Annotated in this window: 2 rRNA genes; both read right to left on the bottom strand. The window is 57.5% G+C overall.

Features of this window, described 5'->3' with window-relative positions:
- Positions 1-55 precede the first annotated feature (55 nt).
- Positions 56-172 (bottom strand): 5S ribosomal RNA (rrf, locus tag HKK72_RS37460).
- A 200-nt stretch (positions 173-372) separates the two neighbouring features.
- Positions 373-3,520: ribosomal RNA gene (locus HKK72_RS37455) — 23S ribosomal RNA — on the bottom strand.
- Positions 3,521-3,591: the final 71 nt, after the last annotated feature.

The following is a 3,591-nucleotide window of genomic DNA, read 5'->3' as shown; positions in this document are numbered from 1 at the left end:
GGTGGAAATGAAAGAAGGGCCGCCCTGGTGGGGGCGGCCCTTCTTTGTAGGTTGTGTCCGGCGGCGTCCTACTCTCCCACACGGTCTCCCGTGCAGTACCATCGGCGCTGGAGGGCTTAACTTCCGGGTTCGGGATGGGACCGGGTGTTTCCCCTCCGCCATGGCCACCGAAACGCTTAGGTGACACACCCACCCCCGCGAGCACCTGACTAGAGGTGGTCTGGGGTGGGGTGGCAAGTCATATTGTGTTATCAACACACCCCAACCCCTTTGTGGGGGTTGGTGTGGTGGGTGTTGTGGGTTCTGTATTGTTTTCTGAGAACCGCACAGGGACGCGAGAAACCTTGTTTGTCACACGCTCAAAGCAGGTTTGTGTTCAAGCCGCTCGGCCTATTAGTACCAGTCAACTCCACACCTTACGATGCTTCCATTTCTGGCCTATCAACCCAGTGGTCTAGCTGGGGGCCTTACCCCACCCGAAGGTGGGAGGGAGACCTCATCTTGAGGTGGGCTTCCCGCTTAGATGCTTTCAGCGGTTATCCCGTCCGAACGTAGCCAACCAGCCGTGCTCTTGGCAGAACAACTGGCACACCAGAGGTTCGTCCGTCCCGGTCCTCTCGTACTAGGGACAGATCCTCTCAAGTCTCCTACGCGCGCAGCGGATAGGGACCGAACTGTCTCGCGACGTTCTAAACCCAGCTCGCGTGCCGCTTTAATGGGCGAACAGCCCAACCCTTGGGACCTACTCCAGCCCCAGGATGCGACGAGCCGACATCGAGGTGCCAAACCATCCCGTCGATATGGACTCTTGGGGAAGATCAGCCTGTTATCCCCGGGGTACCTTTTAGCCGTTGAGCGACGGCGCTTCCACATGCCACCGCCGGATCACTAGGCCCTGCTTTCGCACCTGCTCGACATGTCTGTCTCACAGTCAAGCTCCCTTGTGCCCTTGCACTCGCCACCTGATTGCCAACCAGGCTGAGGGAACCTTTGGGCGCCTCCGTTACCTTTTAGGAGGCAACCGCCCCAGTTAAACTACCCACCAGGCACTGTCCCCGACCCAGATCATGGGCCCGGGTTAGAAGCCCGAAACGACCAGAGTGGTATTTCACCAATGACTCCACCGGCACTGGCGTGCCGGCTTCACAGTCTCCCACCTATCCTACACAAGACGCTCCAAACGCCAATGCCAAGCTATAGTGAAGGTCCCGGGGTCTTTCCGTCCTGCTGCGCGTAACGAGCATCTTTACTCGTACTGCAATTTCGCCGGGCCTGTGGTTGAGACAGTGGGGAAGTCGTTACGCCATTCGTGCAGGTCGGAACTTACCCGACAAGGAATTTCGCTACCTTAGGATGGTTATAGTTACCACCGCCGTTTACCGGCGCTTAGATTCTCAGCTTCGAAACCACAAGGGTCCCTAACCGGTCCTCTTAACGTTCCGGCACCGGGCAGGCGTCAGTCCGTATACAGCGTCTTACGACTTCGCACGGACCTGTGTTTTTAGTAAACAGTCGCTTCCCCCTGGTATCTGCGGCCACACCCAGCTCACCAAGCACGTTGGATCACCAGGCATGGCCCCCCTTCTCCCAAAGTTACGGGGGCAATTTGCCGAGTTCCTTAACCACAGTTCACCCGATCGCCTTAGTATTCTCTACCTGACCACCTGAGTCGGTTTGGGGTACGGGCCGCAATCACACTAACTAGAGGCTTTTCTCGGCAGCATGGGATCACTCACTTCACCTAAAACGGCTCGGCATCACACCTCACCCTCAATGGTGTGCGGATTTACCTACACACCGGGCTACGTGCTTACCCCAGGACTACCATCGCCTGGGCTGAGCTACCCTCCTGCGTCACCCCATCGCTTGCCTACTACCGCATCAGGCCGACCACTCCACACCAGGCACCCTCCGAAGAGGAACACCCGAGCTTCACGATCTTAGTATCAACGGACTCAGCATGGGCGCATGATCACGGGTACGGGAATATCAACCCGTTGTCCATCGACTACGCCTGTCGGCCTCGCCTTAGGTCCCGACTTACCCTGGGCGGATTAGCCTGGCCCAGGAACCCTTGGTCATCCGGCGGCAGGGTTTCTCACCCTGCATTCGCTACTCATGCCTGCATTCTCACTCGTGTGGCCTCCACAACTGGGTCACCCCGCTGCTTCACCGCCCACACGACGCTCCCCTACCCACCCCAACCCCTGGACGGAAGACCACAAGGGTCCCCGCCTGGGTGATGCTGGGATGCCACGGCTTCGGCGGTGTGCTTGAGCCCCGCTACATTATCGGCGCGGAATCACTTGACCAGTGAGCTATTACGCACTCTTTCAAGGATGGCTGCTTCTAAGCCAACCTCCTGGTTGTCATCGCAACTCCACATCCTTTCCCACTTAGCACACGCTTAGGGGCCTTAGCCGATGATCTGGGCTGTTTCCCTCTCGACTACGAAGCTTATCCCCCGCAGTCTCACTGCCACGCTCTCACTTACCGGCATTCGGAGTTTGGCTGACTTCGGTAAGCTTGTAGGCCCCCTAGGCCATCCAGTAGCTCTACCTCCGGCAAGAAACACGTGACGCTGCACCTAAATGCATTTCGGGGAGAACCAGCTATCACGGAGTTTGATTGGCCTTTCACCCCTAACCACAGGTCATCCCCCAGGTTTTCAACCCTGGTGGGTTCGGGCCTCCACACCGTCTTACCGGCGCTTCACCCTGCCCATGGCTAGATCACTCCGCTTCGGGTCTACAGCATGCGACTCCGGGCGCCCTATTCAGACTCGCTTTCGCTACGGCTACCCCACACGGGTTAACCTCGCCACACACCATAACTCGCAGGCTCATTCTTCAAAAGGCACGCAGTCACATCACACAACACAAGTGCTGTTAGCTCCCACGGCTTGTAGGCACACGGTTTCAGGTACTATTTCACGACCCCTCACCGGGGCACTTTTCACCTTTCCCTCACGGTACTGGTCCGCTATCGGTCATCAGGAAGTATTTAGGCTTACCAGGTGGTCCTGGCAGATTCACACGAGATTTCACGGGCCCCGTGCTACTCGGGAACAGTCCCAAGGGAGTCGCATGCGTTTCGTCTACCGGACTCTCACCGTCTACGGTCGGCCTTCCCAGACCATTCGACTACACACACGATTTATCACTCCCCGCCCAAACGGCAGCTTGAACAAGAAACGTCCCACAACCCCGCACACGCAACACCTGCCGGCTATCACACGTGCACGGTTTAGCCTCATCCCCTTTCGCTCACCACTACTCAGGGAATCACAATTGTTTTCTCTTCCTGCGGGTACTGAGATGTTTCACTTCCCCGCGTTCCCACCAACCGCCCTATACATTCAGACGGCGGCGACACCCCATGACGGGTGCCAGGTTTCCCCATTCGGAAATCCCCGGATCAAAGTCTGGTTGCCGACTCCCCGAGGCATATCGCAGGCTCCCACGTCCTTCATCGGCTCCTGATGCCAAGGCATCCACCGTGTGCCCTAAAAAACTTGAACACTAAAGCGACAAAAAAGATGCTCGCGTCCACTGTGCAGTTCTCAAAAAACAAGCAGCACCCCCACCACCC

Origin of the sequence: Actinomadura sp. HBU206391, from assembly GCF_014323665.1 — a bacterium.
Taxonomy (GTDB): Bacteria; Actinomycetota; Actinomycetes; order Streptosporangiales; family Streptosporangiaceae; genus Actinomadura_C.
This window is presented reverse-complemented; position numbering and strand designations above follow the sequence as displayed.